The sequence below is a fragment of the Streptomyces sp. LZ34 genome (assembly GCF_053890475.1).
In genome coordinates this window covers 12,098,619-12,119,229 of sequence record NZ_CM132680.1, presented here as the reverse complement: position 1 = coordinate 12,119,229, position 20,611 = coordinate 12,098,619, and the positions used below count along the sequence as shown (strand labels likewise).

The following is a 20,611-nucleotide window of genomic DNA, read 5'->3' as shown; positions in this document are numbered from 1 at the left end:
GCGTCGGGTCCGGGGCTCCACGGGCCGGGCGGGCCGCCTCGGTCGGTGGGGCGCCCCCCGGCCGGTGCGCGGATCGCCGCCGGTCGCGGGTCACCAGCGGCGGTGCGGGTCGACGAGGAGGGCCGCCTCAGCCGTGTCCGGGTCGGGGTGCCCACACAGCTCCTCGATCTCCGCCCGCCACGGGTCCGGCCAGCCGCTCCTGCCGCCCGTCGCCTTCACCAAAGCGAGCGCCGTCAGTCCGCCCAGGGCGTCGCCGCGCTCGCGCAACACGCCGACGACGGTGCGCACCGCCTCCCGCACCTGCTCGTCGTCGTGGTCGAACGCGAGGTAGTCGACGAAGCGCAGGCGGTCCGGCCGTTCCTGGACCAGCGAGAGATAGCGCTCCCAACGGCCGAGGCCGGGGTCGCCCGCGCGCAGCGCGGCACAGGCCACACTCAGCACGGCGCCGGTGGCCTCGCGGCGCAACCCGGCGGCCAGGAGCGCGTCCACCACGGCGTCGCCCTGCGAGAGTTCACCGGCCGGCTCTTGGGCGAGTCGGTTGGTGACGGCGGACCCGCAGCCCGCGAGCCGCCGCAGCGCGTCGGCGCGAGCGCCTCGTCCGCTCCCCACGCCCACGCCGGTGTCGGCGCATGTCCGGGCGACCAGGGTCTCGAGCACGCCGCGCAGGGCGGCGGCCCCCGCGTCCCCAGCGACGCGCCCGAGCGCGTCCACCGCGGCACGCCACACTCGTGACGGCCGGTTCGCGGCGACGGCGGCCGCCGCCAGCGCGCCGGTTCCTTCCGCGCACGTCCCGGCCGTCCCGGTCACCATGCAGTGGGGCAGCGCGGCGCAGGCGGCCCGAGCCGCGTCGTCGTCCCCGGTACGGACCACCCCGGCGAGGAAGGACGCATACGCCGAGCGAGCACGGATCCCCGCCGCTTCCGGATCGCTCACGATCACGGCCTCGCGGACGGCGGGCTCGTGCAGATGCCCCGTCAGCCGGTCGGCCACGCCCGGCGCGTCGACGCGGGCGAGGAGCGAGCGGGCGAGCACCACCCGCACGTCCCGGTGCTGCCCGGGCTCGTCCCAGGCCGCGAGCAGGGCGGCGAACGCCACGTCGCCGGGCAGCTCGGCCAGAGCGCGGGCGGCCTCCTTGCGGCTGCCGACCGGAGCCGAAACCGAGCGCACGGCGGGTGCGAGGAGCGCGACGGCCTTCCGGTCGGGCACGCCGCCCAGAAGGCGCCGCACCCCTGCCATCGCCGCCCGCCCGCGTGCTCCGCCGGTTCCGGCGTGTCGGAGGAGGAGAGAGAGGACATCGGGGGCCGAACGAGTGTCGGAGGCGGGCGTGTCCCGGTCGGCGGCTTGCGGCTCGGGGGCGTCCGGCCAGGAGTCGCCCAGGCCCCCACCGGGCACCTCGACACCCGAACCAGGCCCGGCCCCGCGAGCAGGCTCCCGACCGACGGGGTCACGCAAAGCCGGGTCGACGACATCGCGGTCAGGCAGGTCGGGGCAACGCATGTCCCGGCCGACCGCCCGCGCCTCAGGGGCGTCAGGCCAGGCCGGTCCAGACACGCCCGGACCGACGGCCCCGGAATCGCCCATGGCCCCACCGGGCACCTCGGCACCCGAACCGTCGCCACCGGGCACACGCGTTTCCGTGACGACCGGGTCGGCCGCGTCGCGGGCGGGCGTGGCCGGGGGCGGCGTGTCGCCGCGCGGCTTGTGGGCGGGGGCCCGCCGGTCGTTCGGGCGGGCGCTGGGAGGGGCGTCGGAGCACACGCCGAGCGCCGCGGTTTCGCCCAGTGCGGTCAGCGCCGCCGCGGCCACGGGCTGCGGTGCGCTGGACGCCAGGTCGGCCAGGAGCACCGGGTCGCGCAGCAGGGCCGCCGCGTCGGCGCGTGCGCGCGGCGGGGCCTCGTCGGCGGCGGCCACCGCCGCGAGATGAGCGGCCAGCAGGCGGCGCGTCCGCGCGGTCCACCGGCCGGTGACGGAGCGCGGCATACGCGGCACCCAGCGGTCGGTGGGGCGGCACGACAGCTGACCGGGCAACCCGTGCCGGGCGGAGCGCAGCACGTCCTCCAACAGGTCGGTGCGGCGGGCGGCCAGGGTCCGCAGCACCGGTTCCACCGTGGCGAACGACGGGTCAGAGGCGACCAGTTGGGCGCAGCGGCGCTCCCGTGTGGCGGGGGCCGTGATCCATGCCGCCGCCGCCCGGGCTGCCGCCCCGGGGTCCTCCCCGTCGAGCGCGGTATGGCCCACCAGCGCGTCCAGCGCGGGCAGAGTGGCGAGATGGGGCACGAGGAGTTCGGCAAGGGGTACGAGCCGGGAGGCGGGGAGGTGGCTCTCCGCCTGCCCGGTCGGCTGGTCGGCCTCTCCGGTCGGCCGGCCGGCCTGTGCCTGGGGACGGTCGGTCGGTTCGCCGAGGTGGTCGGGGGCCGTCCCGGCCCAGACGGCCGCCGCCGCCCGGGAGTCGAGCCTCAGTGGCGCGACCGGGCCACGACGGCGCGGGTCGCACAGGACCTGGCACAGCAGACGTGCCGCGTGCGCCGCCCGTTCGGCGTCTCCCCGGGCCGCCGCGCTCTCTGCGGTGCGGCGCAGCCACCGTTCGGCCGCGGCGACCGTGGCGGGCGTGGAGTCGCGGGAGTGGACGGTGGTCAGCGCCGCGTCGCGCAACACGCTCAGCGGCACCGCGGCCAGCATCCGGGGCGGCGCGTCGGCGGCCTGCGCCAGCGCGGCGCGCCGTACCTCCTCCCTGTCGTGCCAGGCCCGCTCGCAGGCCGCCACGGTCCGCGCGAACGCCGCCGGGTCGGCGTTCAGCTCGGCGCACGCGAGGAGCGCACGCCAGGCGTATGCGCGTTCGTAGGGGCGGTGGCTCGCCGCCGCCTCGAGGAGGATCGGTTCGGCGTCGGCGAGCGGAGCCACCGCGGCGAGTCGGTTGCGCAGTATCGGCGACTGACGCGGCCGGGCGAGGGCAGGGCGCAGGAGGTCCGCGCGGTCCGCCGGGTCGAGCGCGGCGAGGGCGTTGAGCCGCGTCCTCCTGCCGAGGCCGCGCGCGGGGATCCGGGCTTCGACGATGCGGCGCCTTGTGGCGGCGGGGAGCAGGGTGAGCAGGGGGTCGGGGGTGATGTCGAGCCGGTCGGGGCCGTACCAGCGGATGCCGCCGGCGCCCGCCTGGGCCGCCTCGGCCAGTTCGGCGAGTTCCTCGGGGGTGAGGGCGCGCAGTGCCCGCAGTACGGACCGCGGCAGCGGCCCGGCGGGCAGCCGGAGGGCGGGCGTCCGTTCCGACCCGACGCCCCGGTCGCTGTCGCCCCGGTCGCTGTCGGCGCGGTCGCTGTCGGCGCGGGCCGCGGCTCGCTGGAGGATCGCCAGCACCTCCCGAGGCCTGCGCAGCAGCGCCACCGCGCCGCGGCCCTCGATCAACGCGGGCGCTTGTTCGAAGAGCAGCAGCCCGGCGTCGGTGTCGCGTTCGGCCACGACGGCGGCCAACAGGCGGTGGCGGCGGGCCAGTCGCCGTCGGCCGTGGTCGTCGCGCGCCTGGTAGTCGGCCGCCAGCCGGGCGGCGACGGCCGCCGGGGCGGTGCGGGCAAGGGTGTGCAGGACACCGATCGGCGGGTCGAGGCGGGGCAGCCACTCGGCGGCCACGCCGGGTGAGCAGGCGGGCAGCAGACGGGCGGCGTCGACGGGGCCGTACGCGACGTGCGCCCGCGGCAGCAGCCGGTCGGCGAGCGCGGTACGCCGGCCGGCGCGCAGCACGCGGTACGCCTCATGCCGTATGGAGCGGCTCTCGCTCAAGGCGAGTGGGGCCAGGGCCTCTTCGGGCACCGGCAGTCGGATGGCCGCGGACAGGGCGCGGCGCCGGAGCAGAGGGTCGGCGAGCGCGGCCGCCACGGCATCGAGGTCGCGGCGGGAGACGGCGAGAAACAGCGCGAGGTGCCGGTCGTCCGGCTCCGGGGAGGAGTCGAGGGCGGTGTGCAGGGCGGTGCAGGCGTCCGGGGAGAGCGTGCGGGCGTACCGTGCCAGGGCGCTCATCCGGGCGGGGAAGGGCAGCGGGTCGAAGTGCGCCCGGAGCCAGGAAGGGGTCAGCGGCTGAGGAGTTCCGTATGCGGCCATGGGCGATCACCGAGAGATCGCGAGGCCGTCCTTTCCATGTGTCATGGGGAGGATCATCGCCCGGTGCCGGTCAGCCGCACAAGCCATTTACGCACCGCCGGGCCGCCGGGCCAAAGGCAGGGGGCACCAGGTCGGCCGGGCCCCCGCGGCATGCGTGGACGGGGTCCGGGTGACACCCGCGATCGGTGTTGCGCGGTCACTCCCAGGCGCGTGTCACCCCGGGCCCCGAGCCCGGCCGACGATCCGGCACACTCCGCCACGCCGCGTCCCGCCGTGTCCCTTCTCCCGGTTTCCGTCCGGGAATTCGCTATCAGGGTGACCCGATGGCGTGGCGCCGGTCACCGGCAGGCGGGGCGGCTGCCGCGGCCACGGTCAGCGCCCCAGCTCCTTGCGCGACACCCGGCGCAGTCTGCGCCGCTGGGAAGGGTCGAGCAGCAGATACGCCAGTGCGGGAACACCGACGATCACCAGGACCGCCGCCCAGAACGGCAGCAGCTGACACAGCAGGATCACTCCTATCGCCGCACCCCCGGCGACGGCCACAGCGCGCTTGGACATCTCCCATTGCCTCCTTCACGGCTCATGCCGCTTCACTCCTGTCAACGGACACCGGCGGCGTCCGGTTCCTGAGTGCGAAGGATCCAGGTGAGGCGCTTCACATCGGACGCCCGCCCGGCCGGACCACTCGTCCGGTACCCTCGGCCGCTCCCACTAGTCAAATTTGAGGAATGCGTCAGCTCCGTGACACCACCCACCGTGGCAACGCCCTCCGAGATCGCCGAACTCAGCCGCTGTACCACCGTCTTCCTCCCCGCCGACCCGGCGCGGACCGGACGCGTCGCCTTCTGGCGGCCGGACGGCCCGGACCCCACCAGCCCGGGCACCACCGAAGAGATCACCGTCGTGGTCCCGGACCCTTCTGACGGGGCCGACGAGGGCCGGGGCGTCCGCACCCGCGCCGTACGTGCCCTCGTCCTGCCCTTGGCCGAGGCGCTTCCGGTGCTCACCCGCGCCCGGGCACGCGCCGCGCACGCCCCTTCCCCCCAGGCCGATCCCACGGCGGCCTTCTGGGGCGCCGCCGCGGTGCTCGCCCTCCAGCTCGCCGCCCGCGGACGGCTGCTGCCCGGGCTCACGGCCACCGACCACGACGCCTGGCGCGTCGGCCCGCTCGCCGACGAGGATCTGCGGCGGGTGCGCGACCTGGCCGCCGCCATGCCCCCGGCCGCACACGCCGTGCCCCTGCCCGGCACCGATCCGCTGCGCCTGCCGGAGCCGGAGCGGCACATCCGCGCGTTCCTCGACGCGGTCGCGGACGGGCTGCCGCGCTCGCCCGCGGCGGCCATGGCCGCCGGCGGCCCCGCGTTCGCCGCGGCCGCGCCGCGGCGCCTGCCCGAGCAGCGGGCCTGGGCGGCGGACCTCGCCGCCGGGCACGACGCCGGCGTCCGGCTGTCGCTGAGGATCGAGCTGCTGGACGGTGACCTGGCCGGCGGCGGTGAGCACGGCGACGACGAGAAGGCCCCGTCCGGCCCCCGTTTCCGCGCCGTCCTCCAACTCCACAGCCTGGCCGACCCTGCCCTGGTGGCGGACGCCGCCGAGGTGTGGGCGGGCACCTCGGCCGCCGCCGCGGCCCTCGGCCCGCGCGCCCGTATGGACGCGCTGCTGACGCTGCGACGGGCCGCCCGCGCCTGGGCGTCGCTCGCACCGCTGCTGTCCGCCGCCGTGCCCGAGGCGCTCGACCTCGCCGACGAGGAGGTCATCGAGCTGCTCGGCCCGGCGGCCGGGGCGCTGGACGCCGCGGGAGTCCAGGTCCACTGGCCGAAGGAGCTGGCGCGCGGGCTGACCGCGCGCGCCGTCGTCGGCCCGCACGGCGGTGCCGACGACGAGGGGCCGGGGCCGGCGGGATCCGCGATGCCCTCGTATCTGTCGGCCGACGCGCTGCTCCGCTTCAGCTGGCGGTTCGCCGTCGGCGACCAGGAGCTCACCCGGGCGGAGCTGGACCGGCTCGCCGAGGCCGCCCGCCCGGTGGTGCGGCTGCGCGACCGATGGGTCGTCATCGACCCGGCGGCGGTCCGCCGGGCCCACGGCCGCGAGGACCGCGACATCACCACCGCCGACGCGCTCGGCGCCGTCCTGACCGGTCGGACCGAGGCCGAGGGCACCGGCGTCGAGGTGCGGGCCGCCGGCTGGCTGGCCACGCTGCGGGACCGCCTCGCCGACCCGGAAGGCCCGCGACACGGGCCCGTCGCCCCGCCCACGGGCCTTGCCGCCACCCTGCGCGACTACCAACTACGGGGCCTGGGCTGGCTGAGCCGGATGACCTCGCTCGGCCTCGGAGGCACGCTCGCCGACGACATGGGGCTGGGCAAGACCATCACCCTGATCGCCCTCCACCTCCACCGCCAGGCCGTCCCCGAGGCCGCCGGCCCCACCCTCGTGGTCGCGCCCGCCTCCCTGCTGGGCAACTGGCAGCGCGAGATCGAACGGTTCGCGCCCGGCACCCCGGTGCGCCGCTTCCACGGCGCCGCGCGCACCCTGGAGGACCTGGCGGACGGGGAGTTCGTCCTCACCACGTACGGCACGATGCGGCTCGACGCGCGGCGGCTGGCCGAGGCGTTGCCCGGGGGCTGGGGCCTGGTGGTCGCCGACGAGGCACAGCACGTCAAGAACCCGTACTCGGCGACCGCCAAGCAGCTGCGCGCCATCGGCGCCAAGGCGCGCGTCGCGCTCACCGGAACCCCGATCGAGAACAACCTCTCCGAGCTGTGGGCGATCCTCGACTGGACCACGCCCGGGCTGCTCGGCGGCCTCGGCTGGTTCCGCACCCACTACGCCCAGGCCGTCGAGAGCGGAAGCGATCCGGCCGCCGCCGAACGCCTGGCGAAGCTCGTCCGCCCGTTCCTGCTCAGGCGCCGCAAGTCGGACCCGGGTATCGCGCCCGAGCTCCCGCCGAAGACCGAGACGGACCGCGCCGTGTCGCTCACCAAGGAGCAGGCCGGGCTGTACGAGGCGGTGGTGCGCGAGATGCTCGCCGAGATCTCCGGCGCCGACGGGCTGGCCCGGCGCGGGCTCATCGTCAAACTCCTGACCGGCCTGAAGCAGATCTGCAACCACCCCGCGCAGTATCTGAAGGAGGACCGGCCCGTCATCCTTGGCCGGTCGGGAAAGCTGGAGCTGCTCGACGAGCTGCTGGACACCATCCTCTCCGAGGACGCGAGCGTCCTCGTCTTCACGCAGTACGTACAGATGGCGCGCATCCTCCAGGACCACCTGGCGGCGCGCGGCATCCCCGCGCAGCTGCTGCACGGCGGCACGCCGGTGGCGCGCCGCCAGGAACTCGTGGACCGCTTCCAGCAGGGCGAAGTGCCCGTGTTCCTGCTGTCGTTGAAGGCGGCCGGCACCGGCCTGAACCTCACCCGGGCCGGGCATGTCGTGCACTACGACCGCTGGTGGAACCCGGCCGTGGAGGCGCAGGCCACCGACCGCGCGTACCGGATCGGGCAGACCCAGCCGGTGCAGGTGCACCGGCTGATCGCCGAGGGGACGGTGGAGGACCGGATCGCCGCGATGCTCGAGCGCAAGCGGGAGCTGGCGGACGCGGTGCTCGGCGCGGGGGACGCGGCGCTGACCGAACTGACCGACGCCGAGCTGGCACAGCTCGTGGAGTTGAGGGGGACCGAGCGATGAGCGACGCCGGGGACGTCCGGGCGGGGTACGACGGGCGCGAGCGCACCTTCGAGGCCCTGCCGCCCGCGCACGGCCGCGGCTTCGCCCGCACCTGGTGGGGGCGGGCGTGGCTCAAGGCGCTGGAGGACACGGCTCTCGACGGGCAGCAGCTGGGGCGCGGGCGCAAGCACGCGCGCGAGGGCGCGGTCGGGGCGGTGTGCGTGCGCCCGGGCCGGATCACGGCGGTGGTACGGGACCGCGACCGTACGCCCCACCGCTCCGATGTGCTGCTCCAGGAGCTGACCGGCGCCGAGTGGGAACGGCTGCTGGACGTGGTCGCCGACCGGTCCGGGCATATCGCCGCCCTGCTCGACCGGGACATCCCCCCGCAGCTCGTCGAGGACGCGGCGGCCGCGGGCGTCGAACTGCTCCCGGGCGTCGGCGACCTGGAGCCGCAGTGCGGATGCGAGGCGTGGGACCACTGCCCCCACACCACCGCGCTGTGCTACCAGGTCGCCCGGCTGCTGGACGAGGACCCGTTCGTGCTGCTGCTGATGCGCGGCCGGGGGGAGCGCGAGCTCCTGGACGAGCTCCAGGTGCGCAGCGTGGCGCGCGCCACCGGGCGGCGCGCCTCGGGCGACGCGGCGGAGGAGGCCGCGCGGAGCGTCCCGGAGGGCGTGCCGGCCCAGGAGGCGTTCGGCGCGGCCGCCTCCCGGCCGCCGCTGCCCGCGCTCCCGCCGGCCGTGGCCGAACCCGGCCGGCCGCCGGTGCTCAGCGGCGGCAGCGAGCCGGCCCCGGGGCTGGACGTCGCCGCGCTGGAGTTCCTGGCGGCGGACGCCGCGGTGCGCGCCCAGCGGCTGCTGGCCGAGGCGCTGGCTCCGGGTCACGCCACGGCCCCGCTGCCGCCCGCGCTCACACCCTGGCAGGACGCGGTGCGGCTGGCCGCCGCCGACCCTCCGGCCGGCATAGCCCACCGCCTCGCCGCGGGCTGCGGCCGCGACCGAGGCGAACTGGCGCGGGCCGTACGCGCCTGGGGGCACGGCGGTCCTGCCGGGCTCGCCGTTCTGGAGGAGGAGTGGGCCCCGGCCGACGAGGCACTCGCGCGTGCCCGCGCCTCGCTCGCCGCCGCCTGGGAGGGAGAGGAGCGGGCGCCGCGGCTGCGGACGGCGGGCCACCGCTGGACGGTGGTCGGCGCGGACGCGCAACTGCGTTACGGCCGGGACGGGCGCTGGTGGCCGTACCGCAAGGAGCACGGCCGCTGGTGGCCGGCCGGGCCGCCGGACCACGACCCGGCGACGGCGCTGGCGGCCCTGGACGCGGTGCCGCCGGGCGGATCGGCGGCGGCGAAGGGTTCTGGGGGGTTGGGGAGTTTGGGCGGCACGGGCTGACGGTGCCGCGCGGGCGGCGGCCCTGCCTCTGGGCAGCGCCGCCGCTGTACCGGTCTCTCCGGTCCGGGCACCGCTGCGGGGCGTCCTGCGGCTGCCGACCCGGGACAGCGCCGTGCCTTCCGCAAGGCGACGCGGACGCCGCAAGGCGACGCGGACGCCGCAAGGCGACGCGGACGCCGCAAGGCGACGCGGACGCCGCAAGGCGACGCGGACGCCGCAAGGCGACGCGGACGCCGCAAGGCGACGCGGACGCCGCAAGGCGACGCGGACGCCGCAAGGCGACGCGGACGCCGCAAGGCGACGCGGACGCCGCAAGGCGACGCGGACGCCGCAAGGCGACGCGGACGCCGCAAGGCGACGCGGACGCCGCAAGGCGACGCGGACGCCGCAAGGCGACGCGGACGCCGGGCCGACGGCCCGAGCGCCCGCGCCGCGAAGGGGGACTTGGCGAGGGGCGGCGGGCTACGGCACCAGCAGGGTGAACCACTCCCTCCGCGGCGGAGTCTTCGGCGGCCGGCGCCACGGGCCCGCGTCGCCAGAGAGGCGCCCCGGCCACCGCCGGACGGAGGCACCCCCCGGCCGAAGGCCGCGGGCATCCCGCCCAGCGGCAGCCGGGGCGTACCCAGGAGCCGCGGCCCCGCGGAGTTCGCAGGAACCGGCTCCAGGCCCCGACCGGGCCAACCCCACCCGGCAGCTCGTCCACCCCGCGCCGCAGCAGCAACCGAGGCGCACACCAGGCACCCCGGCCCCGGCGGAGATCAGGAAAACCGGTCCGGCAAGCCCCGACCGGCCAACCCCACCCGGCAACCTTTCCGCCTCGCGCGGCAACCGCAGGGCATCAGCATGTCCGGCACGTCTCCACGGGACGGAGTCACCCCCCATGCCCACAACGGACCGGCGCCCTCGGCGGCGCCTTACTGGATCGCTCGTCAGCGCCCCTCTCGCCCTGGCCACGGGTGCCGTGCTGGTCGCGGCAGGCGCACCGGCGGCGCAGGCCAAGGCCGCGGCGACGATCGTCGTCGCGAAGGACGGCAGCGGCAACTACACCACCGTGCAGGCCGCGGTCAACGCGGTGCCGGCGAACAACCCCTCCGCCGTCACCATCTCCGTCAAGCCCGGCACGTACCGCGAGACCGTGAAGATCCCCAGCAACAAGCCGCACATCCGGCTGGTGTCCACCACCAGCAGCAAGAACGACGTGACCATCGTCTACAACAACGCCTCGGGCACCCCCAAGCCCGGCGGCGGGACCTACGGCACCAGCGGAAGCGCGACCTTCGCCGTCGAGGCGGACGACTTCCAGGCCCGCAATCTCCAGTTCGTGAACGACTTCAACGAGGCCGACAGCAGCATCACCGCCAAGCAGGCGGTGGCGCTGCGCACCGCGGGCGACAAGATCGTCCTCGACAACATCGGGGCCTTGGGCGACCAGGACACCCTGCTGCTGGACTCGGCCAGCAAGGACAAGGTCGGCCGCGTGTACGTCAACAACGCCTGGATCCAGGGCAATGTCGACTTCATCTTCGGCCGTGCCTCCGCCGTCATCACCAAGTCGACGATACGGCTGGTCAAGCGGTACGACGGCAGCTCGGCCGGGTATGTGGCCGCGCCCTCGACCGCGGCCGGCAAACACGGCTTCCTGATCATCAACAGCAACATCACCGGCGATGTCAGCGACCGCAGCCACTACCTCGGCCGCCCCTGGCACGCGGGCGGCGACGCGAGCCTGGACCCGCAGGCGGTCGTCCGCAACACCTCCCTGAGCGCCGCGATCCGGACCACCCCGTGGACCGATATGAGCGGCTTCTCCTGGAAGGACGACCGCTTCGCCGAGTACAAGAACACCGGGGCGGGTTCCGGGTCGGCGAGCACCGACCGGCCTCAGCTGAGCGACTCCCAGGCCGCGGACTACGAGATCGCGGACTGGCTGGGCGACTGGACGCCCTGACGGCTCCGGTCCCATAGACCCGGCCGCCGGTCCCGTCGGGGGGCTGGACCGGCGGCCGGCCCACGTCCGCGGCACGCGGGCCGACCGCCGGGCGCGGCCGGGATTCGCGGTCAGCCGCGGGCACCCAGCAGGTGGTCCATCGCGAGCTGGTCCAGGCGCTCGAAGGCCATGCCGCGCTCCGCCGCGGCCGTGACGTCGAACTCCTCGAACGCGGCGCGGTCCGCGAGCAGACCGGCCAGGGTCTCCCCCTCGCCGAGCGTGGGGAGCGCCAGTTCGTCCAGGCGCGAGGCGCGCAGCGCCTCCTGGACCTCCGGGTCGGCCCGGAAGGCGGCGGCCCGCTCCTTGAGGATGAGGTAGTTGCGCATGCACCCGGCGGCGGACGCCCAGACGCCCGCGATGTCCTCGGTACGCGGCGGCTTGAAGTCGAAGTGGCGCGGGCCCTGGTAGCCGGCCGTCTCCAGGAGGTCGACGAGCCAGAAGGCGGCCCGCAGATCGCCCGCCCCGAAGCGCAGGTCCTGGTCGTACTTGATGCCGGACTGGCCGTTGAGGTCGATGTGGAAGAGCTTGCCCGCCCACAGCGCCTGGGCGATGCCGTGCGGGAAGTTCAGCCCGGCCATCTGCTCATGGCCGACCTCGGGGTTGACGCCGAACAGCTCGGGCCGCTCCAGCCGCTCGATGAAGGCGAGCGCGTGGCCGACGGTCGGCAGGAGGATGTCGCCGCGCGGCTCGTTGGGCTTGGGCTCGATGGCGAACCGCAGGTCGTAGCCCTGCTCGGTGACATAGGCGCCGAGCAGGTCGAAGGCCTCCTTCATCCGGTCGAGCGCGGCGCGCACGTCCTTGGCGGCGCCGGACTCGGCGCCCTCGCGCCCGCCCCAGGCCACATAGGTCTTGGCGCCCAGCTCGACGGCGAGGTCGATGTTGCGGACGGTCTTGCGCAGCGCGTAGCGGCGCACGTCCCGGTCGTTGGCGGTGAACGCGCCGTCCTTGAAGACCGGGTGGGTGAAGAGGTTGGTGGTGGCCATGGGCACGGTCATGCCCGTGGCGTCCAGGGCCTGCCGGAAGCGCTTGATGTGTGACTCGCGCTCGGTCGCGGAGGCGCCGAAGGGGATCAGGTCGTCGTCGTGGAACGTTACGCCGTACGCGCCGAGCTCGGCGAGCCGTGTCACGGACTCGACGGGGTCGAGCGCCGGGCGGGTGGCGTCCCCGAAGGGGTCCCTGCCCTGCCAGCCGACCGTCCACAGACCGAAGGTGAACCTGTCCTCGGGGGTGGGGTTGTAGCTCATTGCGGCTCCCTCGCCTATTTCGTCATGGCGCTTTACAAATTAGTATGCACGAGCATTCCGGGGAAGCCCCGCTCAGCCACACACTGGTCAGCCACACACTGGTCAGCCGCACACAGGGACGTGAAAGGGAGAGCGCGATGGCAGCAGCAGCCGTGCCCGTGCCCGAGGGACCGCTGGTCGTCGGCGTGGACAGCTCCACGCAGTCCACCAAGGCGCTGGTCGTCGACGCCGCGACCGGCCAGGTCGTCGCGCGCGGCCAGGCGCCGCACACCGTAGGCGGCGGGGCGGGGGGTGACGGCAAGGAGAGCGACCCGGAGCAGTGGTGGCGCGCGCTGGCCGAAGCGCTCGGCCAGTGCGGGGCGCACGCCCGGCAGGCGGCCGCGGTCTCGGTCGGCGGCCAGCAGCACGGCCTGGTCACGCTGGACACCGCGGGGCGCCCGGTGCGTCCGGCGCTGCTGTGGAACGACGTACGCTCGGCCTCGCAGCGCGACCGGCTGGTCGAGGAGCTGGGCGGGCCCAAGGTGTGGGCGGAGCGGGTCGGCAGCGTGCCCGCGCCCGCCTTCACCGTCACCAAGTGGGCCTGGCTGAAGGAGACCGAGCCTGAGGCCGCGCGGGCCACCGCCGCCGTGCGGCTCCCCCACGACTACCTCACCGAGCGGCTCACCGGCCAGGGCACGACCGACCGCGGCGACGCCTCCGGCACCGGCTGGTGGGCGTCGGCGAGCGAGGCGTACGACGGGGAGATCCTGGAGCGCGTCGGCCTCTCCCCCGACCTGCTGCCGCGCGTGCTGCGGCACGGGGAGGCGGCCGGGACCGTACGGCACCTCCCGGACCTGCCGCTGCCCGCCGGCGCCCTGGTGGCCACCGGCACGGGCGACAACATGGCGGCGGCCCTCGGCCTTGGGCTGCGGCCGGGGCAGCCCGTGCTGAGCCTGGGCACCTCCGGCACCGTCTACGCCGTCTCGGCGCGCCGGCCCGCCGACCCCACGGGGGTGGTCGCGGGGTTCGCGGACGCGCGCGACGCCTGGCTGCCGCTGGCCTGCACGCTCAACTGCACGCTGGCCGTGGACCGGATCGCCGCCCTGCTCGGCCTCGACCGCGAGGCGGTGGAGCAGGGCGGCTCGACCGTCCTGCTGCCGTTCCTCGACGGCGAGCGCACCCCCGACCTGCCGCTGGCCTCCGGGCTGCTGTACGGGCTGCGCCATGACACGACGGCGGGTCAGCTGCTCCAGGCGGCCTACGACGGGGCCGTGTTCGCGCTGCTCACCGCGCTCGACCGGGTCCTGGACGCGGACGGCGCGCCCTCGGAGTCGCCGAGCAGCAGCGCCGCGCCCGAGCCGCTGCTCCTCATCGGCGGCGGCGCCAAGGGCGCGGCGTGGCGGGAGACGGTACGCCGCCTCAGCGGCCGGCCCGTCCAGGTGCCCCGGGCCGAGGAGCTGGTGGCGCTCGGCGCCGCCGCCCAGGCCGCGGGCCTGCTGCTGGGCGAGGACCCGGCGGCGGTGGCCCGGCGCTGGAATACGGCGGAGGGGCCCTCGTACGAGCCGGTGGAGCGCGACCAGGCGGCGCTGGATCGCGTGGCCGGGGTCCTGTCCGACGCCGACGCGTTGCTGCGCCGACCGGCACCGTAAGGTTTCGAGGCCGGGCCACGGACAACGCAGGGTCCAGGACGACCGCCAGGAGAGGAGAACCGTCAGGTGGCAGCGCCACTGCCCAACACTCAGCAGGCGATGCGCAGACGCAACCTCTCCCTCGTGCTGCATGCCGTGGCCGCGCACGGCCCGCTGTCCCGCGCCGCCGTCGCGGCCCGGATCGGGCTGACCCGGGCCGCCGTCTCGACCCTCGTCGACGAGCTGGCCCGGGACGGGCTGCTGGTGGAGCTCGGGCCGTCCCGGCCGGGTACGGTCGGCCGTCCCGGCAGCGCGCTGCAGCTCAACGAGCGCGGACCGGCCGGACTGGGCGCGGAGATAGGCGTGGACCACCTGGCGGTGTGCGCGATGGACCTCGGCAGGCGGGTGCGGGTGCGGGCCCAGGTCGAGTCGGCGAACCGGGGCCGCGCACCGGGCCCCGTGCTCGGGCGGCTCGCCGAGCTCGTACGGCGTGTCGCGGCGGAGGCGGAGGACGCGGGGCTGCGGCCGGTGGGGCTCGCGGTGGCGGTGCCGGGTCTGGTGGCGCGCGAGTCCTGCGTCGTGGTGCGGGCGCCGAACCTCGGCTGGGAGGGCGTGGATGTGGGCCCCGCGCTGCGCGAGGTCCTGCCCGGCCTCCCCCTCACCGTCGACAACGAGGCCAACCTGGGCGCGCTCGCGGAGCTGTGGCTGGGCGGCCACGATCCGGCGCCGTATGACTTCGTCCATGTCTCCGCCGAGATCGGCATCGGTGCCGCCGTCGTGATCGACGGGCGGCTGCTGCGCGGGACGCATGGATTCGCGGGCGAGCTGGGCCATGTGCCGGTGCGGCCCGAGGGCCCCGAGTGTGCGTGCGGCGGGCGCGGCTGTCTGGAGCAGTACGCGGGCGAGGAGGCGGTGCTGCGGGCCGGGGGCGTCCAGGCGGAGCAGTACGCGGCCGAGTACCGGGCCCCCGGGGGCCGGATCGCCCTGCTGGCCCGGCGCGCGGCGGACGGCGACCAGCGGGTGCGGCGCGCGCTGCGCGGCGCGGGCGCGGCGCTGGGCATCGCCCTGGCGGGCACGGTAAACCTTCTGGACCCGCAGAAGGTGGTGCTCGGCGGGGCGCTGACCCCGCTGGCGCCCTGGCTGCTGCCCGCCCTGGAGCGGGAGCTGGCGCGGCGGCTCACGGATCCGGCGCGGCCAGGCCAGGACGTGGTGACCGTCTCCCGGCTGGGCTCCGACGGCCCGGTGTTGGGCGCGGCGGGCTCGGTGGTCCAAGCGGTCCTGGACGACCCGGCGGTGCTGAGAGAGCACGGCGCGTAAGAGGTGCGGGGCTCGCAAACCGCCTCGCTCGGCGTGTCGTGCGGCTCGCTCGGCGTGTCGTGAGCGCTGTCGCCCGACTGGCCGACACGCGCCTCCCGGGGAGGCGCGTGTGGTGATCATACGATCTGCCAGTGACTGCCGTGAGCCCGCGGGGCGGGTCAGTGAGCGCCGCGCAGGAAGTCCTCCAGACCCGCCAGGTCGTCGGTGTTGATGTAGTCGACGTCGGCGGCGAGGAGTTCGCGCCACAGCGCCTCGCGCTCCGCCCCCGCCACGTCGGGGGTGGCCCAGAAGCGGACGCGCTGGCCGCTCGCGTGCGCCGAGCCCACGATCTGGCGCAGCTTCTCCCGCTCGGCCGACGGCATCTGCCCGGTGCCCAGCCAGCTGAAGCTCTCCGTCCAGTTGCTGCTGATGAGCGGGATGAAGGAGGCGGGCACGCCGCTGCCCAGGTCGTCGAGACGGCCGTCGTAGAAGGCGTGGCGCACCCGTTCGGCCTCCATGGGGGCCCGCGCGCCGCGGTCGCCCGAGATGACAGCGGTCACCGCGGAGCGGCGCACCCGGCCGTCGATGCCGCCGTGGGCGGTGGAGAGCATCGGGTGGTAGCGGCGCAGGCGCTTGGCGAGTTCGAGGTAGGTGGGCTCGCCCGCCGTCTTGATGTCGATGAGCAGTTGCAGCGTCAGGTCGTGGCCGCGGTAGACCCGGCCGCCGTTCTGCTTGACGCGCCGCGCCAGCGGGTCGAGGTAGAGCGACTCCAGGGTGCGGGAGGGGTCGAGATCGGTCGCGTCATGGGCGATCAGCAACTGGCCGTCCACCAGCCAGATGTCGGCCTCGACGCTGCCGAAGCCGTGGGAGAGCGCGTCGGTGAGCGGGTGCGGGTGTTCGTAGTCGTTGTGGGCGTGGGCTCTGGCCAGCGGCGGCTTGCCCCTGCCGGATCCCGAACTCGCGTATGCGGGGGCGGCTATCCCGCCCGCCAGAGCTGCTCCGAGGGTGACGACAAAGGCGCGGCGCGTACGGCGGACCATGGGGGCCTCCCGGCTCTTGCCCCGGCGCGGGGCCGGGGGTGCACGACGGACGCCAGTGAGTATCGGGGCGGCGTGGGTCGGTTGGGCAGAGGCGTGCGAAGAGTTCCGCGGGTGGTCTCCAGCCATTTCCGTGCCGTTCCCACGGGACGCGCGGCGCGCGCCGAAGCGGCGGGTCGCGCCTGGTGGTTGACGGGAGGTGCGCCGTGGCGGTGAGGAGACGCCCGGGAGCCAAGCGGACGCACGTGGTGGTGGCGGTGGTCCTCACATGGGGCGTGCTGGCCGGCGCGGGCCCGGCCGGGGCGGGTTCCGCGCCCACGCTCCGCTCCGCGCCGCGCTACGTGGAGCGCACCGCGCTGGCGCCCGGCGTGGAGTACCGCCAGTTCACGCTGCCCACCTCGCACGGCACGGCGCTGGGCCATCTGCTCACCGTCGACCTGCGGGAGCCGGGGATCTCACTCGACCTGCTCCACCCCGACGCGGTCGCCTCGCGCGCCCGGGTCTCCGCGATGGCCGTCGAGCGCTCCGCGATCGCCGCCGTGAACGGCGACTTCTTCGACATCACCGAGACCCAGCACCCGGGTGTGGACGCGACGGGCGCCGCGGTGGGCCCGGAGGTCACCGGCGGGCTGCTGCTCAAGTCGGCGGTGCCCCAGGGCCAGCGGTTCGGCCCGGCGGCGCCGCCCGGCACCTCCACCGAGGACGTCATCGGGGTCGGCGCCGACCGGATCGCCCGGGTGGGCCGGCTGACGCTGCGCGGCACGGTGACGGCCGAGGGACGGGGCACCCGGCCGCTGGGCGGGCTGAACCAGTACGCGGTGGCCGTGGACGGCATCGGGGCGTACACCTCCGGCTGGGGCAGCGCGTCCCGGGTGCGGGCCACCTGCGGTGTGGACACCGCCCGGTCGGCGCCCTGCAGCGCGGAGACCTACGAGGTGACGGTGCGTGAGGGCCGGGTCGCCCAGCGGGCGGTCACGCCCGGCAAGGGCCCGATCGCGGCGGATTCGTTCGTCCTGGTGGGGCGGGAGGCGGGCGCGCGGGCGCTGCGTGAGCTGCGGGTGGGCGACCCGGTGCGCTTCGAGTACGGGTTGCGCGACACGCACGGCCCACGGTTCGCCTTCGCGCTCGGCGGCTTTCCGATCGTGCGCGACCACCACAGGCTCGACGGGCTCGACCCGCTCACCGGGGCGGTGCGCACCGCGGCGGGCATCGACGACGGCGGGCATCTGCTGCATCTGCTGGTGCTCGACGGCGAGATGACCTACCGCGCCGGGCTGACCCTCAGCGAGCTCGCGGATGTGATGCTCGGCCTCGGCGCCGACGATGTGGTCAACCTCGACGGCGGCGGCTCCTCCACCCTGGTGGCGCGGGAGGCGGACAGCGGGCGGGTGGCCGTGCGCAACCATCCTTCGGGCGGCACGGAGCGGCTGGTCCCCAACGGGATCGGGGTGTTCAGCCGGCCCTGACCCGACAACCGGCCCCGGCCTCGGTCTCGGCCCGACGACCGGCCCTGACCCCGCGCGCCGTGGCCCCGGCGGTCAGGGCCGGACGCTGCTGACCACGTCCGCGGTCGCCGCCAGCCCCTCGGAGATGGTCGGCGCGATGCTGCTGCTGGCCAGGTAGAAGCCCAGCGTGACGCAGACCAGCGCATGGGAGATACGCAGCCCTCCGCTCCGCAGGAAGACCACTGCCAGGATGAGCAGCAGTAGGACCACGGAGATCGAAATGGCCATGGCGAGCCTCCTCAGGCGCTTCATGAGGATCGGAATCCGGCCGCCAGTTTGGCCCAGTTGTGCCCTTGACCCGCGCCATCGCGGTGCTCCATACGAGTGCCGATCACGGGTACGAACGCCCCGGCCGCCTCCTGACGGCACGCTCCGGCCGCTCCCGGGGCCGCGCGAAGCGCCCCGCGAGGCGGCCGGAAGCGGGCCACTCAGCCGACGGGGGCGGGCAGATCCACCAGCCCGGCCAGCGTCTCGCGGTGGCGGCCGGGGGTGCCCAGCGCGAGCTCGTCGCTCTTGGCCCGCTTGAGGTAGAGGTGCGCCGGGTGTTCCCAGGTCATGCCGATCCCGCCGTGCAGCTGCACGCACTCCTCGGCCGCGTGCACCGCGACCCGCGCGCAGTACGCCTGCGCGACCGCCACCGCGATGGGAACCTCGGGACTGTCCGCGGCGAGCGCGTCGGCGGCGTGCCGGGCCGTCGCGCGGGCGGAGACCAGCTCCAGCCAGAGTCCGGCCATGCGGTGTTTGAGCGCCTGGAACGAACCAATGGGGCGGCCGAACTGATGGCGCTCCTTGGTGTGCCGTACGGTCTCCGCCAAGCACCATTCGGCCAGACCCAGTTGCTCGGAGGCGAGCAGTCCTGCCCCCGCCATGAGGGCCCGGCCGACGGCGGCCCGGGCACGGTCCGGCCCGGCGAGGCGGCGCGCCGGGGCCTCGGCGAAGTGGAGCGCGGCGAGCGGCCGGGTGAGGTCGAGCGGGGTCACCGGCTCGACGATGACGCCGCTGGTGACACCGGTACCCGCGGCGTCGATGTCCACGGCGTCGATGTCCACGGCGTAGAGCCCGTACCCGTCCGGCCCCTCGGCGGGGACCAGCAGCACATCCGCGCCGACCGCGCCCGCCACGCCACCGACCCGGCCGCTCAGGGCGCCGTCGGCGCGGGCGGTGACGGTGGCGGGCGGCGCACCGCCGGGCGCGGTGGACAGCGGCAGCGCGAGCGCGCCGACCGCGCGCCCCTCGGCGAGCGCGCCGAGCAGCCGGGCCACCTGCTCCTCGTCGGTGTCGCAGCCCAGCAGGGCCGAGGCGGCGAGCACGGCGCTGGTGAGGTAGGGAAGGGGGGCGACGGAACGGCCCAGTTCCTCCAGCACGACCGCGGCCTCCCGCGCGGTGGCGCCCTGTCCGCCGAGCTTGTCGGGCACCAGCAGCCCGGCCGTCCCCATCTCCACGGCCAGCGAACGCCACAGCGCGGGGTCGTACGGGCGGCGGCTCTCCGCCTCGGTGAGGACGGCGGAGGGCGGGCAGCGGTCGGCGAGCAGCGACCGCACGGCGGCGCGCAGATCCTCCTCGGCCTCGGAGTAGAGCAGGTCGGCCTCGGCGTAGAGCGGGTCCGGGGTGCTCATCGGGGCAGGTCCTTCCACGGGAGGTCCTTGTCGGTCCGCGGCTCGGACGGCAGGCCCAGGACGCGTTCGGCGATGATGTTGAGCAGCACCTCGGAGGTGCCGCCCTCGATGGAGTTGCCCTTGGCGCGCAGATAGCGGTAGCCGGCCTCGCGCCCGGTGAAGTCGACGAGCTCGGGGCGGCGCAGCGTCCAGTCGTCGTACAGCAGGCCCTCCTCGCCCAGCAGTTCCACCTCCAGGCCGCTGATCTCCTGGTTGAGGCGGGCGAAGGCGAGCTTCATCGCCGAGCCCTCGGGCCCGGGCTGGCCGATCGCGAGCTGCTGGCGCAGCCGTTCGCCCGCGAGCCGGGCCGCCTCCGCCTCCACCCACAGCCCGAGCAGCCGCTGGTGCAGGTCGTGGGTGCGCAGCTCGGGCCGCTCGCGCCAGGCTCCGGCGACCGGGCCGATCATGCCGCCCTCGCGGGGGACGCGGCCGCCGCCGATGGCGACGCGCTCGTTCATCAGGGTGGTCTGGGCGACCTTCCAGCCCTCGCCGACCTCGCCGAGGCGCCGGCTGTCGGGGATGCGCACGCCGGTGAGGAAGACCTCGTTGAACTCCGCCTCGCCGGTGATCTGGCGCAGCGGGCGGACCTCGACGCCGGGGTCGGTCATATCGCAGATGAAGTAGCTGATGCCGCGGTGCTTGGGCAGGTCGGGGTCGGTACGGGCGATCAGGATCGCCCAGCGGGCGAGATGTGCGCTGGATGTCCAGACCTTCTGCCCGTCGACCACCCAGGTGTCGCCGTCGCGTACGGCCCGGGTGGAGAGGGCCGCGAGGTCGGAGCCGGCTCCCGGTTCGCTGAACAGCTGGCACCACACCTCCTCGCCGGTCCACAGGGGGCGCAGCAGACGGGTGCGCTGCTCGTCGGTGCCGAAGCCGAGGATGGTGGGCGCGGCCATGCCGAGGCCGATGCCGATGCGGCGGGGGTCGTTGTCGGGCGCGCCCGCGGCTTCGAGCTCGGCGTCCACGGCGGACTGCAGTGCGCGGGGGGCGCCGAGGCCGCCGAGCCCCACGGGGTAGTGGACCCAGGCGAGTCCGGCGTCGAAGCGGGCCCGCAGGAAGTCCAGCCTCGCGGTGGTGGCCACGGGGTGCTCGGCGAGCAGCTGCCGGGCCCGGACGCGCAGTTCGTCGGCGGTCATCCGC

At 75.7% G+C, this 20,611-nt stretch carries 13 protein-coding genes; 6 read left to right on the top strand and 7 right to left on the bottom strand.

Annotation, left to right across the window (positions count from 1 at the left end; genetic code table 11):
• Positions 1 to 90: 90 nt before the first annotated feature.
• Both ACWY4P_RS51915 and ACWY4P_RS51910 read right to left on the bottom strand, forming a co-directional pair.
• Positions 91 to 4,089 carry a hypothetical protein gene (locus tag ACWY4P_RS51915; RefSeq protein WP_456207797.1) on the bottom strand — a complete coding sequence of 1,333 codons (3,999 nt, stop codon included), beginning with the start codon at positions 4,087 to 4,089 and terminating at the stop codon, positions 91 to 93.
• 372 nt (positions 4,090 to 4,461) lie between these two features.
• Entirely contained in the window at positions 4,462 to 4,647 is a 186-nt protein-coding gene (locus ACWY4P_RS51910; protein WP_014174305.1) for a hypothetical protein, read from the bottom strand.
• A gap of 183 nt (positions 4,648 to 4,830) precedes the next feature.
• Here ACWY4P_RS51910 and ACWY4P_RS51905 point away from each other — a divergent pair, with 183 nt between their 5' ends.
• From ACWY4P_RS51905 to ACWY4P_RS51895, 3 genes are all read left to right on the top strand, one after another.
• Entirely contained in the window at positions 4,831 to 7,773 is a 2,943-nt protein-coding gene (locus ACWY4P_RS51905) for a DEAD/DEAH box helicase (protein WP_456207796.1), read from the top strand.
• A complete protein-coding gene (locus ACWY4P_RS51900) occupies positions 7,770 to 9,140 on the top strand; it encodes an SWF or SNF family helicase (protein WP_456207795.1) in 1,371 nt (456 codons plus the stop codon). Before ACWY4P_RS51905 ends, ACWY4P_RS51900 begins: the two co-directional genes overlap by 4 nt.
• Positions 9,141 to 10,020: 880 nt before the next feature.
• Positions 10,021 to 11,088 carry a pectinesterase family protein gene (locus tag ACWY4P_RS51895; RefSeq protein WP_456207794.1) on the top strand — a complete coding sequence of 356 codons (1,068 nt, stop codon included), beginning with the start codon at positions 10,021 to 10,023 and terminating at the stop codon, positions 11,086 to 11,088.
• Between the two features lie 110 nt (positions 11,089 to 11,198).
• Here ACWY4P_RS51895 and xylA read toward each other — a convergent pair whose 3' ends face one another.
• Positions 11,199 to 12,371, bottom strand: coding sequence for a xylose isomerase (gene xylA, locus ACWY4P_RS51890; protein WP_456207793.1), 1,173 nt, complete (start codon positions 12,369 to 12,371; stop codon positions 11,199 to 11,201).
• Between the two features lie 137 nt (positions 12,372 to 12,508).
• Here xylA and xylB point away from each other — a divergent pair, with 137 nt between their 5' ends.
• Together xylB and ACWY4P_RS51880 are read left to right on the top strand one after the other, a co-directional pair.
• Complete coding sequence (gene xylB, locus ACWY4P_RS51885; RefSeq protein ID WP_456207792.1) at positions 12,509 to 13,999, top strand: xylulokinase; 1,491 nt, start codon at positions 12,509 to 12,511, stop codon at positions 13,997 to 13,999.
• Between the two features lie 66 nt (positions 14,000 to 14,065).
• Positions 14,066 to 15,295, top strand: coding sequence for an ROK family protein (locus ACWY4P_RS51880; protein ID WP_456207791.1), 1,230 nt, complete (start codon positions 14,066 to 14,068; stop codon positions 15,293 to 15,295).
• 158 nt (positions 15,296 to 15,453) lie between these two features.
• Here ACWY4P_RS51880 and ACWY4P_RS51875 read toward each other — a convergent pair whose 3' ends face one another.
• On the bottom strand, positions 15,454 to 16,314 hold the full coding sequence (locus tag ACWY4P_RS51875; RefSeq protein ID WP_456207790.1) for a phosphatidylinositol-specific phospholipase C/glycerophosphodiester phosphodiesterase family protein: 861 nt from the start codon (positions 16,312 to 16,314) through the stop codon (positions 15,454 to 15,456).
• A gap of 209 nt (positions 16,315 to 16,523) precedes the next feature.
• Between ACWY4P_RS51875 and ACWY4P_RS51870 the strand changes: the two genes are divergently transcribed.
• Positions 16,524 to 17,777, top strand: coding sequence for a phosphodiester glycosidase family protein (locus ACWY4P_RS51870; protein ID WP_456207789.1), 1,254 nt, complete (start codon positions 16,524 to 16,526; stop codon positions 17,775 to 17,777).
• Positions 17,778 to 17,849: 72 nt separating this feature from the next.
• On the opposite strand, the gene ACWY4P_RS51865 is transcribed toward ACWY4P_RS51870, so the two are convergent.
• From ACWY4P_RS51865 to ACWY4P_RS51855, 3 genes are all read right to left on the bottom strand, one after another.
• Positions 17,850 to 18,044 (bottom strand): hypothetical protein, encoded by a 195-nt coding sequence (locus tag ACWY4P_RS51865; protein ID WP_014174314.1) that lies wholly within the window; start codon positions 18,042 to 18,044, stop codon positions 17,850 to 17,852.
• 200 nt (positions 18,045 to 18,244) lie between these two features.
• Entirely contained in the window at positions 18,245 to 19,432 is a 1,188-nt protein-coding gene (locus ACWY4P_RS51860) for an acyl-CoA dehydrogenase family protein (RefSeq protein WP_456207788.1), read from the bottom strand.
• Positions 19,429 to 20,607: an acyl-CoA dehydrogenase family protein gene (locus ACWY4P_RS51855; protein ID WP_456213335.1), complete on the bottom strand. Its 1,179-nt coding sequence runs from the start codon at positions 20,605 to 20,607 to the stop codon at positions 19,429 to 19,431. The genes ACWY4P_RS51860 and ACWY4P_RS51855 overlap by 4 nt, the downstream gene beginning before the upstream one ends.
• Between the last annotated feature and the right edge of the window lie 4 nt (positions 20,608 to 20,611).

What these genes read in the sequence shown, in the direction of transcription:
- xylB (WP_456207792.1), top strand. Translation starts at nt 12,509, where the DNA reads ATGGCAGCAGCAGCCGTGCCCGTGCCCGAGGGACCGCTGGTCGTCGGC.
- ACWY4P_RS51895 (WP_456207794.1), top strand. Translation starts at nt 10,021, where the DNA reads ATGCCCACAACGGACCGGCGCCCTCGGCGGCGCCTTACTGGATCGCTC.
- ACWY4P_RS51900 (WP_456207795.1), top strand. Translation starts at nt 7,770, where the DNA reads ATGAGCGACGCCGGGGACGTCCGGGCGGGGTACGACGGGCGCGAGCGC.
- ACWY4P_RS51915 (WP_456207797.1), bottom strand. Translation starts at nt 4,089, where the DNA reads ATGGCCGCATACGGAACTCCTCAGCCGCTGACCCCTTCCTGGCTCCGG.
- ACWY4P_RS51910 (WP_014174305.1), bottom strand. Translation starts at nt 4,647, where the DNA reads ATGTCCAAGCGCGCTGTGGCCGTCGCCGGGGGTGCGGCGATAGGAGTG.
- ACWY4P_RS51855 (WP_456213335.1), bottom strand. Translation starts at nt 20,607, where the DNA reads ATGACCGCCGACGAACTGCGCGTCCGGGCCCGGCAGCTGCTCGCCGAG.
- ACWY4P_RS51860 (WP_456207788.1), bottom strand. Translation starts at nt 19,432, where the DNA reads ATGAGCACCCCGGACCCGCTCTACGCCGAGGCCGACCTGCTCTACTCC.
- xylA (WP_456207793.1), bottom strand. Translation starts at nt 12,371, where the DNA reads ATGAGCTACAACCCCACCCCCGAGGACAGGTTCACCTTCGGTCTGTGG.
- ACWY4P_RS51875 (WP_456207790.1), bottom strand. Translation starts at nt 16,314, where the DNA reads ATGGTCCGCCGTACGCGCCGCGCCTTTGTCGTCACCCTCGGAGCAGCT.
- ACWY4P_RS51865 (WP_014174314.1), bottom strand. Translation starts at nt 18,044, where the DNA reads ATGGCCATTTCGATCTCCGTGGTCCTACTGCTGCTCATCCTGGCAGTG.